At 70.3% G+C, this 11822-nt stretch carries 12 protein-coding genes; 3 read left to right on the top strand and 9 right to left on the bottom strand.

Going from position 1 to position 11822, the window contains the following annotated elements; genetic code table 11:
• The first annotated feature begins 48 nt into the window (after positions 1 to 48).
• Positions 49 to 732, top strand: a complete 684-nt coding sequence (locus EAS64_RS20510; protein WP_145855097.1) for a PRC-barrel domain-containing protein — start codon at positions 49 to 51, stop codon at positions 730 to 732.
• A 12-nt stretch (positions 733 to 744) separates the two neighbouring features.
• On the opposite strand, the gene EAS64_RS20505 is transcribed toward EAS64_RS20510, so the two are convergent.
• From EAS64_RS20505 to EAS64_RS20470, 9 genes are all read right to left on the bottom strand, one after another.
• Positions 745 to 2124, bottom strand: a complete 1380-nt coding sequence (locus EAS64_RS20505) for a hypothetical protein (protein ID WP_145855095.1) — start codon at positions 2122 to 2124, stop codon at positions 745 to 747.
• A complete protein-coding gene (locus EAS64_RS20500; RefSeq protein WP_246115789.1) occupies positions 2121 to 2609 on the bottom strand; it encodes an RNA polymerase sigma factor in 489 nt (162 codons plus the stop codon). Before EAS64_RS20500 ends, EAS64_RS20505 begins: the two co-directional genes overlap by 4 nt.
• A 167-nt stretch (positions 2610 to 2776) precedes the next feature.
• Positions 2777 to 4243 (bottom strand): metallophosphoesterase family protein, encoded by a 1467-nt coding sequence (locus EAS64_RS20495; protein ID WP_145855093.1) that lies wholly within the window; start codon positions 4241 to 4243, stop codon positions 2777 to 2779.
• Positions 4240 to 4896: a hypothetical protein gene (locus tag EAS64_RS45965; protein ID WP_145855091.1), complete on the bottom strand. Its 657-nt coding sequence runs from the start codon at positions 4894 to 4896 to the stop codon at positions 4240 to 4242. The genes EAS64_RS20495 and EAS64_RS45965 overlap by 4 nt, the downstream gene beginning before the upstream one ends.
• Before the next feature lie 6 nt (positions 4897 to 4902).
• The gene (locus EAS64_RS20485) at positions 4903 to 6570 is read right to left on the bottom strand and encodes a GMC oxidoreductase (RefSeq protein ID WP_246115788.1); all 1668 of its coding nucleotides are present in this window, start codon (positions 6568 to 6570) and stop codon (positions 4903 to 4905) included.
• Between the two features lie 8 nt (positions 6571 to 6578).
• Positions 6579 to 8078, bottom strand: coding sequence for a patatin-like phospholipase family protein (locus EAS64_RS20480; protein ID WP_145855087.1), 1500 nt, complete (start codon positions 8076 to 8078; stop codon positions 6579 to 6581).
• A complete protein-coding gene (locus tag EAS64_RS43685) occupies positions 8075 to 8248 on the bottom strand; it encodes a hypothetical protein (RefSeq protein WP_187366061.1) in 174 nt (57 codons plus the stop codon). Before EAS64_RS43685 ends, EAS64_RS20480 begins: the two co-directional genes overlap by 4 nt.
• Positions 8245 to 9183 carry an acetoacetate decarboxylase family protein gene (locus EAS64_RS20475; RefSeq protein ID WP_222849468.1) on the bottom strand — a complete coding sequence of 313 codons (939 nt, stop codon included), beginning with the start codon at positions 9181 to 9183 and terminating at the stop codon, positions 8245 to 8247. Before EAS64_RS20475 ends, EAS64_RS43685 begins: the two co-directional genes overlap by 4 nt.
• Positions 9184 to 9199: 16 nt before the next feature.
• Positions 9200 to 10240 carry an alpha/beta fold hydrolase gene (locus tag EAS64_RS20470; RefSeq protein ID WP_145855083.1) on the bottom strand — a complete coding sequence of 347 codons (1041 nt, stop codon included), beginning with the start codon at positions 10238 to 10240 and terminating at the stop codon, positions 9200 to 9202.
• A 319-nt stretch (positions 10241 to 10559) separates the two neighbouring features.
• Here EAS64_RS20470 and EAS64_RS20465 point away from each other — a divergent pair, with 319 nt between their 5' ends.
• Together EAS64_RS20465 and EAS64_RS20460 are read left to right on the top strand one after the other, a co-directional pair.
• The gene (locus tag EAS64_RS20465) at positions 10560 to 11360 is read left to right on the top strand and encodes an SIMPL domain-containing protein (RefSeq protein WP_145855081.1); all 801 of its coding nucleotides are present in this window, start codon (positions 10560 to 10562) and stop codon (positions 11358 to 11360) included.
• Positions 11361 to 11418: 58 nt separating this feature from the next.
• On the top strand, positions 11419 to 11784 hold the full coding sequence (locus tag EAS64_RS20460) for a winged helix-turn-helix transcriptional regulator (RefSeq protein WP_145855079.1): 366 nt from the start codon (positions 11419 to 11421) through the stop codon (positions 11782 to 11784).
• The last annotated feature ends 38 nt before the right edge of the window (positions 11785 to 11822 follow it).

Here is an 11822-nt window from a genome sequence, read left to right as displayed (position 1 = left end):
GCTCACGTACGCTTAGCTCAGCTAGGGCAATGCCGAAGGGGGAAGGCAATGTCTAAGACGCGGTTGTTCCTGCTGGGGGCGGATGTGCGCTGCGCCGACAAGGAGTCGGGCAAGCTCACCAGCCTCGTCGTCAGTCCCGGCGATGATGTCGTCACTCACCTCGTCGTCGAGGCGGCACGCAAGGAGATACCGGCCAGGCTCGTCCCGTTCGATCTGGTGGACAGCGAGCGGTCCGGGCGCGCCGGGAGCCAGATTCAGCTCCGCTGCTCGGTGGCGGAGTTCGAATGGCTCGATCCCGCGGAGGCGACCTACTCCTACCCCGAAGACCAGGGCAACCAGGTCCGTCCCGGGACTTCGGAGGCCTCGTGGCCCGAGTATGCTCCACCAGGACTGTTGGGCGGACCCGGCTTGCCTCCCGATCGCGGTGAAGGGCAGGAGTCAACCGTCGACATCGTCCCGGATCGGCTGCCCGGCGAGGATGAGGTGGCCCGCGGTCAGCACGCGCATGCGAAGGACGGCGACATCGGGCACGTGGAGGGAATCGTCGTTGACTCCGCCACGGGGCGCGTGGCCTTCGTGCTCGTCCGGGCCGGGCACCTGTGGAACCGCAAGGCAGTGCTCGTCCCGCGGTCCGCCGTGACCGCGGTGGGCGCGGACGGATTCCACCTGGACATCACGACCCAGCAGGTGCACGACCTGCCGGACGCGGACCTCGATCACCTGGACGCCTAGGCCGGCGCGGCACTACCAGGCGATGCTGTTGGTGTCGGCACTGAGATTCAGGCCCGGCGGAAAGCGCAGCGGCGTGAACGTCCCGTGGCTGATCACGCCGATGCGCGGGCCGCTGGCAGTGGCCGCGGGACTGAGGGCGTAGGGGATCACTCCGCCGATCAGCGGGCCGCTGGAAGCGCCCTGCCACAGCACCTCGGGAATGTAGATGCCCTGTGCTTTGGGGAGCGTCGCCTGATAGCCGGGCCCGCTCTTCGTGGTTGCCGTGGTGCTTGCCGCGAGCCGGTAGGTGAAGAACTTGACGGTGTCGCCGGTCGGCCCGACGGTGCCGGTCGCGCAGCTGAACGTCTTGGCGTCGGCGCTGAGCCGAACGGGACCGCCCATCACCGGCCGGACGCATGACTCAAGCAGGGTCAGCCGGGTCTGCGTTTGCGCGATCGGCAGGTCCCAGACGACCTTGCTGACGGCCACCAGGTCGCCGCTGGCCGGTCCGGCGACGGGCCACTCGCGCACGGTGACGCCCGTGGACGAGGAGGTCGAATTCCGCTGCGCGTCGATACCGAGGCTCAGCAGGGCCAGCTTCTCGTCTCCGTCGATCCACGCCAAGGACGGCAACCTGGCGACCGCCTGGTCGTGCGTCGTCCAGTCGTGCAGCAGCCGGCCGGTGGAGGTAGAGAAGACCTTCACCGCCAGCCCGTGCGGAGCGACTGATACGGCTGCGGCGAATTCCCGGCCGGACCCGGACAACGCGATGGCGAAGGCGTCGTCCGGCTCGACCAAGGCATCGCTCGCGTGGAAGTAGGGCCCCGTGAACGGCTTGAGCGGAAGAGGGGTCAGGCGAGCCGGGTGGGCGGTGCCCGGAGCGATAAGCACCTTGTACCACCGGCCGGTCATCGCTGCCTTGGACGACGGGGCGAACGAGCCGGTTGAGGACGTCACGCCAAACACGGCGAAGGTACGGTCGTCGGCGGCCCCTGTCACGCTTTCGAAGGTCGTGCGGGCGGGTGGCGCGATCGTCGTCAGCGCCTTGCCGGTCAGCGAGTCCCCCACCACGATGCCGTTCCGAGTGTTGTCACCGTGCCCGGCGAAATGGCTGAGTGCCACGTAGTAGCGGGGTATGCCACCCGGGCCCGTCGAAGTGGTCGGGTTCGGTGGAACCATGCTGCCGTTCTGGATGTCCTTGATGAGTGCCAGGGATACGGCGAGCGCGATGACTGCCGCGGCGGCGGTGAGCGGCACCGTCCAGCGGATCCAGCGGCGTGGCGGGCGAGCGCGGCGGGCGCCTCGCGCCGGCTCGGGCGGCAGGCGCAGCGGCGGCGCGGCGGGGATTTCCCTGGCGGCCAGGTCCGCGGCCGCCGACATGGCCGCGTGGACGCGATCCTCGACTGAGCTCACGATTCCTCCTTGAGGGCGCGGCCGAGCGCGGCGACGGCGCGGGAGACGGAGGACTTCACGGTGCCGGTGCTGATTCCCATGACACGGGCAGTCTCGTCCGGGCTAAGGCCGAGGTAGTACCGCAGCATCACCGCTTCGCGCTGCCGGGATGCGAGCTTGCGCACGGCGGCGAGGACCTCGCGGTGCTCCTCGGACAGCAGGACGGCGGCCTCGGCGGAGTCGAACGGCAGCCAGTCGTCGCCGGTCGCCGCCGAGCGGTGCCTGCGGTCCCTGCGTGCCTGGGTGCGCAGCGCTGCGCGGCAGCCATTGAGCACGCTGGACCTGACGTAGTTCAGCGCGTTGGCCGGGTCGTTGAGCCGGTCCCAGTTTCTGTACAGGCCGAAGAACGCGTCCTGGACGACGTCCTCGGCCGCGCCGCGGTCGCCGAGCATGACGAAACCCAGCCTGATCAGGCCGACGGCGTGCTCCGCGTACAGTGCGGTCACGCCTGTGTCGGCCCGCGGCCGCAGATCGGCCGGGGGCCGCGGGCCGGGCCGCGGCGACGCGTCTGGGTCCAAGTGGTCCACGAGTCAGAGATGCCGCCAAACGCTCCCGGTTGTTTCCATCAGGAGAAATGTTTCCACGATCGTGGCCCGGCCGGCGTCCTGCGAAGTCAGCGGGAGGACCGCATGGCGGCGCGGAGCGCTACGGTGGCCGCCTGGAGGCGGTGGCGCTGGGCGACTAGGTCCGCCGCGGACTCCGCCACTGCCGTCCACGGCGGTGCCGCCGGGTCGATGCGGGCCGCCAGCTCGGCGTGCCAGGCGGACGGCTGCGCGCCGGCCGACGGCGGCAGCAGCTGGACGGGGACTGGGTTCGATCCGGCGTCTTGCCGGTAGAACTGCAGCGACGCGGTGTCCAGGTTCTCGCTGACCAGCACCGCCACGCCCGCCTGGATCGGTGCGGGAACAGCCGTGTCCACCACCCAGCCCCCGGTGTTGGCGACGCTGACCGGGCCGGGGAAGCCGGGCACGGACCGTCGGTCGACGAACGGCTTGTGGGTGTGCCCGTACACGAACGTGACCTCTTCCGGTACGTATCCCCACTCCTGCCGCAGCTGCCCGCGGACCGGTCCTTCCAGGTAGTTCATGAGCCCCGTCTGGCCCGCGGCGCTGAGAGCGACCGAGGGCGTGCCGCGTTCGGTCGTGGCCACCCGGGTCACGACGTGCCCGATGATCGCGTTCAGCGCCCACTGCTCCGGCCGGCGCCGCCAGCGCGGGCCCTTGCCCCTGGCGACTAGCGCGCCGGTCAGGTTGCCGACCAGATCGGCGAGGTCACCCGGACTTGTCAGGTCCGCGTAGATCAGCCCCATGTCCGTGCCCACCTGACCGGAGCGGCCGAGGGTGGACCACAGGAAGTCGATCCAGGCGAAGTTCTCCTCCTCGAGGCGGTCGATGTCGCCGGGGAGCGTCTGCCGCTGCCCCGGATAGAGGATGTCGCGCAGCCCGGACATCATCGAGTAGATGGACTCGGTGAAATGCCCGTGGCTGACGATGAGGCAGCGGCGCCCGTCCGGGGTCCGCAGCGCGAGGTTCGGGTACGACACCTCGACCTCGGCCCCGCTGCCGCCCGCCTGGCTTCTGGCGAGCCCAGTGAGCAGGGCAGAGCTGGCGGCGGGCCGTTCCTCGACGTACTCCAGCTTTGTGGTGTGCCAGGGGGCGACCAGCTGGGCGTCGGCGGGCTGGCCGCAGACGTAGGTCACGTACTGAGCCTCCCTGGTGATCTCCCACTCGTGATGGTCGTGGTTGCCCGGGATGTAGTGCACGTGCGGATCGAACGCGGGCTGGCCGCCGCCGAACGACAGGTGCGCGAAGAGACGGAAAACCATGGCGCACACTTCGTCGCGCGACAGGGCAAGGTCGAGGATGTCGCCGGCCAGGATGAGCGTCGGCGGCCTGTCCTGGCCGCGGGTGAGCGCGCGCAGCCCGTCGATCAGCCCGGTGAGCAGCGGGCTCGGCCGCTGCGGGTCGGCCGAGAAGCCGGTGACGCCGGGTGTCGACGGCCGTTCGCTGAGCGCGGTGAGCACGCTGTTCTCCGCGCCGAAATGCAGGTCAGACAGGACCACGTAGCGGATGTCTGTCATGCGGGCGCGCCGTTCCCGATGGCCTTGCGCGCCAGCCGCCGCACCGGGCCGAAGACCTGCCACAGCTCGCTCAGGAACAGCTGGCCGAACGAGTCGAGCGCCGCGATCTTGCCCGCCAGGGTCGGCCCGTGCACCCGAAAGGTCGTCAGCTGCCAGGCGAAGTCGGGCGGGGGGATGCGCAAGATCCCCGAGCCCACCAGGCCCTCGGTCGGGTTCTCCCCGCCGTCTTCGACCGGGACGTGCCCGTTCAGTATCCGGACGTAGAGGGTGGACGTCTCCGACCAGACCGCGGTCAGCGGTCCCGGCTTGACGTCCTTGTACCCGGCCAGGGTGAGCGGCCTGCCGGTGGCGTCGGCGAAGTACAGCCGGTAGAGCATGTGCCTGGTCGCCGGGCCCGCGTCGGTGAACAGGTCGAACGCGCCCCGCTCGACGGGGAAACGGCCGCCAAGCGGGTCGCAGTCCACGTAGCCGCTGGCGGTGGCCGGGTGCCGCGGGTCGGCGAGGAAGGAGTCCACGTCGTCGGCGGCGATCGTGAGCCGGAAGAGCAGGCGGTTGCCGGCGCGCCTGCCTGCCCGGTAGCCGGCCTGGTAATCCGCCTCACCGAAGGAGAAGGCGCCGGTCATCCGTTCGGTGAACTGAAGCGAGTAGGTCATGGGCGGTCATTCCCCGATGATGTGCGCGGCCGCCCGCTCGGCGAACGCGGCGATGGTGAGGGACGGGTTAGCGCCCACTGGACCCGGCATAACCGATCCGTCCACGACGTGCAATCCCGGGTAGGCGAACGACTCGCCCCACCCGTCGACCACGCCCGTGCCTGGATCGGCGCCCATGGGCACACCGCCAAGCGGGTGCACGGTGATGACGCGCTTGAACAGCCACAGCGGCGTGTTGGCCAGGCCGGCCTCAAGCGCCTCGGCCAGCTGCCGCAGCGTCGCCTCGACCCGGTCGAAGTAGGCGGACGAGGCACTGGTGGACCAGTCAAGTTCGAGACTTCCGTTCCGCAGGCTGAATGTCCCGTTGGGGATGTCACGGCCCATGGCGAGGACCGGCATCGTGGCCGCCGATGCCGCACCGCCGCCGAACAGCCCGGAGACGTCGTCGCCGATGCTGGACCTGGGATTGCCTTTCAGGTGAGACCAGACGCGCCGGACAGCGAACCGGCCAAGGCGGGCGGCCATGCTCGGCGCGTCCGCCGTCTGCAGAATCCAGTCGAGGAAGGACGGGTTGCCGCCGTCCTCGATGTAGAAGCCGCGCCCGGCGGGACCGTCGCCGTCGAGGGTGTCCGGCATGCGGATGGCGCTGGTGATGACGGGACCGAACTCCGGGTCCAGGTCGCGCGCCACCAACTCGTGCCGCGCCATGCGCCGGCTGTGCCGCAGGAACGTCAGCAGGTCGCCATTGCCGGAGAACCGCGTGCCGAGTGCGGGGCCGAGGCCGGGGAAGGCCGCCCGGTTGCGCAGCAGCAGGAACGTGGAACCGTACGTGCCCGCGCCGATGACCAGCCGGTCGCCGGTGACCGTGACAGCGCGTGCCATGTCGGGGTGTTCCGCGTCCCGCTGCGTGTAGCCGACCCGGTAGCCGCCCGCGGCGTCTCGCCTGTCGATCCGCCGCACCTCGCACAGTGGCCTGATCATCGCCCCGGCATCGGCTGCCCGGGACAGGTAGGTGTAGTCGAGGGTGTTCTTCGCGCCGTCGTTGCAGCCGATGTCGCACTCCCCGCACAGCCGGCAGGTGACGCGCGGCTTGCCGTGGAGGTTCTGGTGCTCCTCGGTGAGCGGCTGCCCGGGGACCGGGGGCTGGCCGGGACTCGCGAAACTGACCGCGAGCGGCGGCAGCCGCCAGTCCAGGCCGAGCGTTTGCGCTGCCTGGTGCATCGCCCGGGTCTTGGGCGTGGCCGAATAGGGTGCCGCGTCGAAGGGGTAGCGCTGCACGCCCATCATGGCCTCGGCGGCCTCGTAGTACGGCTCGAGGTCGGCGTAGCTGACCGGCCACGGCCGGGGCGGCTGGTCGGGCGCGTCCTCGACGAACCAGGCCGGGTCCTTGCGGAGCATGACGTTGGCGTAGATCAGCGAGCCGCCGCCAAGTCCGCTGCTCACCACGGACTCGATCCCGCGGAATGCCCAGATGTCGAACATCCCGTACAGGCCGGACGATGGCGCCCATAGGTTCGCGGCCACCCCGCGCGGGCTGCGCGGGAACGAGCCCGGCGGGTAACTCCTGCCGCGCTCGAGTATCAGCACGGACCGGCCGGCCTGGGCGAGCCGGCAGGCCGCCGCCGACGCGCCGAAGCCCGAGCCGACCACCACCACGTCAAAGTGCTCTTCCACCAGTTCCCCTACCGCCCGGCTGCCCGCAGCAGCGCCATGGCCAGGTCCGCCGTGTGCCGCACGGCCTGCGCGGCCGAGCCGGCGTCGGTGGCGTGCACGCTGGCGAGCGTCCTGGCCAGCTGCCGCCAGGTGACGGGGATGGTGCCCGTGCCGAGCACCGCCCCGCCGAAGTCAGCATCGTCGTCGTCAGCACCGTCGTCGTCAGCACCGTCGTCATCCGCGCTGGCGCGATCCGCGCGCAGGGTCACCGCCAGGCCACCGATCGCGGGGACCGCGACCAGCGTCCGCGGTCCTGCCTCGTCACGCCAGCTAAGCCGGAGCGTGAGGCCCGCTCCGGGGTCAATGACCGCGGTGCCGGACTCGATCAGCGTGTGCGGCCGCCCGCCGGGGACAGTGACATCCCCGGCCACGGCCAGCTCGCGCGGCCCGCCGTCGCCGTCAGCGGCGCGCGCCTGCAGCTGCCCGCGCGCCTGAAGCTGCAGGTGCAGCTCCATTCCGCCGCCGTCGCGCCCGGCGGGCGCCGGACTGCCGGCGGGCGCGGGACTTGTGCGGGTGAACGAGCCGGCCAGGACCAGCCGCGCCGCCGCGCCCGGCGGCGCCTCCCGCATCTGGGTGATGCCCGGCTGCCAGGGGGCCGTCAGCGGCGCCGGGTTGTCCAGGTAGCGGCGGGCGTCGGCGTATCCGAGCGCGATGAGGGTGGCCGCGTCGATCTGGCCGGTGAAGTAGGCGGGGTCGAGCGGCAGCGGGTACTCGGGCTTGATCACGTGCAGCCGTACCGGCCGCTTCGGCCAGTGCTCGGCGACGTGGCCAAGGTCGCGCAGCAGCGAACCGTTCGCGGCCATCTCGATCATGTGGACGTACTGACGGAACAGCCCGTTGTGGTAGGTGGCGGTGTTGCCGATGCACCAGACCAGCCAGATGTCATCGCTTCCCCTGGCCACCGCCTCAGGTACGTTGCTGTCGCGGATCCAGACGGCGTCGGTGTAGGGCGTGCCGTAGCGTTCCACGGCCGGCATCAGGACCGGCAGGGACACCGCGGCGACCAGCAGGTCCATGTCGACGTCCGGGTGCTCCACCACCTCCGCGGTCTTGGTCGCGAAGTTGCACACGTTGTAGGTCCCGATGACCCCGGCCGCACGGCGGATCAGCGCGGGGTCGATCCCGAGGTGCGGAAAGACCTGCTCGCGCAGCCCGTCCGCGCTGCCGAGCGCCGGCCAGCGCAGCGAGCCGTAGGCGCGCCAGGGCAGCGCGGCTCCGAACTGACGCTGCCGCAGCGTGCGCCAGCGCTGGCAGATCTCCTCGGCGTCAAGCCCGGACAGCAGCATGGACAGGTTCATCGTGCCGCCCGAGGACCCGTCGACGTGCTGGAACCGCAGTCCCGCCTGCTCCAGCGCCGCGATCACGCCCGCCTGGTAGGCGACGCGCATCCCGCCTCCGGCCAGGACGAGGGACCGCCGCTCCCCCGCCGGGTCGTCCGTGTCGCCGTCAGCGAGCAGCGAGGACGTCACTCCGGCCGCTTACCGCGAGCGCTGAGCTGACGGGCGTAGGCGAGACAGCCGAGGCCGGACAGGAAGTCGAACCCGGCCACGGCGAGCGCGCGCCGCGCGTACAGGCCGCGCCCCACGCCGATGCTCATGGCGGCCGACGCGCCGTGCTCGGAAACCGCCGCGGCGCTCACCGGGCGGCGTCCTCTTGGTCGGCGGCGCCGGCCGCGTCACCCGGCGCCTCAGTCTGGCCCGGCTGGCGGCCGTCGCAGGACGGCGGTGGCGGCCACGCCTGGGACAGCCCGAGGCCAACCACGCTCGCCAGGCCCTGGGGCTCGGTCTGCGGCGGATCGCCGTAGCCGAGGAACCAGCCTTCGACGTGGTCGTCGAGCACGCCCGCCGATGACGGGAAGAACGCGGTGAACAGCGATTGCCTGGCGATGGCGAGCTCCTTCAGCGGCCTGGTGCGGGGGCTGTCGCCGATCAGCAGCTTGGCGGCACCGGGGAGCAGCACGCTCGCGCCGATGTTGCCGTGGAAATAGATCACGGACTTCCACAGCATGCCGCGGAACTGGCAGAAGTTCGCCGCCGACAGGCGCAGCGGCAGTCCGGTCCAGCGCGGACGGCGGATCGTGATCCGCATCGCGAGCTGGCCGTCGAGGTCGTACTGGCTGGAGACCGTGCGGGAGTCGATGCGGAAGTCCAGGTTCGCCTGGTGCTTCGGCATCCCCCAGATGCCCTTGCCGCCCTTGACGGATATCTCGGTGCTGACCGGCAGGTCATACACGTACTGGCCCACGTCATGGTGCTTGCGCAGGAGCACCGGAACGAGGGCGGGCGCGGGCCGCGAGCCGTGGGTGACGGCGATGGCGATGCTGAACTCGATGTACTTGCCGATGTTGGTCGACGTGTAGTCCACGACGGTGATCAGCAGCAGTCCCCTCCCCCGCCATAGCGTCAGCGGGTGGACCTCGCGGCCGGGAAGCAGCGCGGCCGCCTTGGCGGCGTCGATGGTGAAGGCCGCCATCAGCGCGGGCGAATGGTGCGATTCGACGGGCAGCCGGAAAGGGATTCCGTCGACCAGCGAGTAACGCCCGGACTCGGCGGCGATCCTCTTCGGTATCTTCACCCTCAGGCACCGCCTCTCAATTGGTCCGCAATGCGTCCAGGATCAACGGGAATACGTCGCGCGATGCGTCTTTCCCCATGAACATGTCCAGATGCCCGTATCGCGGCACGACATGCAGGGCATACTGGCCTCGGCCATTAGCGGTGAGATAGTCGAATGTGCGCTGCTGGCTTTCCGGAAGGTAACAGCGGTTCTCTTCCCCGGCAAGCAGCGTGATCGCCGCGTCGGTGCGCGGCGCGCCGGTGCCGAAGCGATCGGGGAACTGCGGGAAGCGCTGGGCGGGAACGAGGTACCCGGCGTCGACGCACCGCGACATCTGGAAGAAGAAGCTGAGCGGCACCGGACCGAACTCGTTCTTCAGCCATTCGTGCGTGGCGTCATTGAGCAGGGAATGCGACCAGAGCGTGGGATGCCCGACCCCGTAGGTGAAGCTGGACAGGCGGCACACGGTGTTCGCGCATTCCCGGTGCGTCAGGCGCACCCAGCCGGTGATCGCCGCCGCGATGGCGTCGGGCGCCTCGACACCCCAGTGCGGGTCGAGGTAGCGGGTCAGCGCGCGGACGGGCCGATGGAACCAGTCGATCTTCAGCTTGGCGAGCGGCGGGATCACCGGGTGCAGCGAGACCGCGTTCGAGACGATGGTGGTGACCTCGGGGAGCAGGCCCGAGGCGGCCGCCATCATGAAGCTGGTCGAGCCCTGACAGTGCACGACCGCCTTGAGGCTGTCGCGCCCCGTGTGCTCGAGGACCTTCGCGACGGCAGCCGGGTGGTCGAAGACGGCCGCCTGGTCGAGCGTCCACTGCGAGGGCGGCAAATCGATGCTGGCGCGCCAGTTCTCCAGCCAGACATCGAATCCGTCATCAAGAAGCGCGTCCACCACGGTGATCGGCACGGCGGCGCGGAAGATGTTGGCCCGCACTCCGGCTCCGTGCACGAGAAGCACCGCCGCCTTGGCCGGGACGCTCTCTGCGCCGGTGCGGACCACGTGCAGCAGGTTTGCCGTCCTGCCGTCGGCGGCCTCAAACGGCACGACCTCGTCGTGCGTGTCCGCTGTCATTTGCGGAAAAGGAAAATGTTAGCGGTTGTTATGCACGAACTAACCATGCGCCCCCCACGCGACGATGCGAAGCTCTAGCGTACCGCGCGATCATTCACAAAAAAGAGTGCCGCTAATCATTTCGGACCCCTGGCGCCGCAGGTGCTCCGCCCCCCGCCCCCTGCAGTGACATATATCGATTTCCGCAGGGACGAACCCGGCTATAAAGGGCGCCGTTGAGGATGCGGACGCGGTGCGGGTTTCTGGTGAGTTGACGAGGAACCGCGTGCCGTGCCGCCGCGTCCAAGTGGCAGGAACCTCACAGAACCGGAGTCCGGCCATGGCCATTACCTTCACCCCTGCTCATCGTGCGCTTGCCATCGGCGGAATTGCCGCGGCCGCGCTGATCGGAGCGTTCGCGCTCGGCAACAGCCAGAGCGGCGCCGCGCCGTCGCCGACGGCATCGCCATCGGGCGGAGGGACAACCGCGGGCACGCGGACGGCGGTGCTGACCTCGACGAACGGGGCCGCGCGGATCACCGTCACCGGCACTGGCAACGTAACGGGCACCCCGAATCAGCTTGTGCTTTCCATGGGCGTCCAGGTGAACGGGTCGTCGGTCGGATCGGCGCTTGGCAACGCCAACAACGCGGTCACCCGGGTGACCGCGGCACTGCGAGCCGACGGCGTCGCCGCTAAGGACATCCAGACCTCGGGCCTTTCGATCTGGCCGAACTACCCGAACAACTCGCAGACGCCCAACGGCTACAGCGTCAGCGAGTCGATCACCGCCACGCTCAACAGCCTCGCCGCCGCGGGCAGGCAGATTGACGCGGCCGTGCACGCCGGCGGCAACGCCACGACCGTCAGCGGCATCTCGCTCAACCTCACCGACACCAGCGCACTGCTGGCCCAGGCCAGGGCCAGGGCCGTGGCCGACGCGACGGCGAAGGCGGGACAGTACGCCAAGGCGCTCGGCCAGCCGCTCGGACCGGTGCTCAGCATCACCGACCAGGTCTCCACCCAGCCCTACCCGGTGTTCAACGGCGCGGAGAGTGCCGCCGCGGCGAAGGGGTCGGTGCCGATCTCACCGGGCAGCCAGCAGCTCAGCGTCTCCATCACCGTGGTATTCGCGGCCTGACCGAGCGGGCGCGGCCGGTCTTCGCGGCAGGCCGGCCGGTAGCCGTAGCATCGGGGGCGTGGTCGCTTATGACGTGTTCGTCGCCGACTGCCCGGCGCGCACGACGCTGGATCTGGTCGCAGATACCTGGTCGATGGTCGCCGTGGTCGCGCTGGCCGCAGGGCCCGCCAGGTACAGCCAGCTGCACGAGCGAATCGGGGGGATCAGCAAGAAGATGCTGACCCAGACCCTGCGCAAGCTGGAGGCCAACGGGCTGGTGGAGCGGCGGGCGCTGCGCGCCGCTCCACCCGGGTCTGAGTACCGGCTCACCCCGCTTGGCCGGACATTGCTTGAGCCGGTGCGGACCTTGTCGCGGTGGGCGGAGGAGCATACCGACGAGTTGCTCGCCGCCAGGGACCGCAGTGCCGCGGCCGCGGACGGGTGACCGCAGGGCACCAGCTGGTTCCCCACGCGCTCGTACCG

This window comes from Trebonia kvetii (assembly GCF_007827045.1).
In the GTDB taxonomy this organism is placed as follows: Bacteria; Actinomycetota; Actinomycetes; order Streptosporangiales; family Streptosporangiaceae; genus Trebonia; species Trebonia kvetii.
Note: the sequence above shows the minus strand (reverse complement) of the source record. Positions and strands in the feature narration are given on the sequence as shown.